Consider the following 657-nt stretch of genomic DNA (forward strand, 5'->3'; position numbering starts at 1 on the left):
ACACTTCATCAGATTGTGCAGTACCATTGATAATTAACTTGCCATCCTTAATCTCTACATTTATATTTTCAGGATTGCTTACAACTCCATCTGTTTTTAAAGCTTCAATTAAATCCTTCAAACCATCTTTTTCACCAGTTACCGTAACATTCATTCCTGTTGAATCCTGACCAGCGATACTGATTTCAATTTTCTTCTCAACCTTAGTAGCAGCTGCTTCAGAAGTTGGATGCATATGTGCCAATGTAGGAGCAATTACCAAAGAAACAATTGACATTAATTTGATAAGGATATTCATAGAAGGTCCAGATGTATCTTTGAATGGATCACCCACTGTATCACCAGTTACAGAAGCCTTGTGTGGATCTGATTTCTTGTAATACATTTCTCCATTGATTTCTACACCTTTTTCAAAAGACTTCTTAGCATTATCCCAGGCACCACCAGCATTGTTCTGGAAAATACCCATCAATACACCGCTCACGGTTGCACCTGCCAAGAAACCACCCAAAGCTTCAGGTCCTAATAAGAAACCAATCAACAATGGAGAAATAATAGTGATGGCACCAGGCATCATCATTTTCTTTAAAGAAGCTTCAGTAGAAATAGCCACACACTTATCATATTCAGGCTTACCAGTACCTTCCATAATTCCAG

1 protein-coding gene is annotated in these 657 nt (G+C 37.9%); it reads right to left on the reverse strand.

Going from position 1 to position 657, the window contains the following annotated elements; genetic code table 11:
• Positions 1-657, reverse strand: a 657-nt coding sequence (locus P767_RS18775; protein ID WP_245586913.1) for a sodium/proton-translocating pyrophosphatase, incomplete at both ends; no start/stop codon positions are given.

It is taken from the genome of Sediminibacterium salmoneum NBRC 103935 (assembly GCF_000511175.1).
Lineage (GTDB): Bacteria > Bacteroidota > Bacteroidia > Chitinophagales > Chitinophagaceae > Sediminibacterium > Sediminibacterium salmoneum.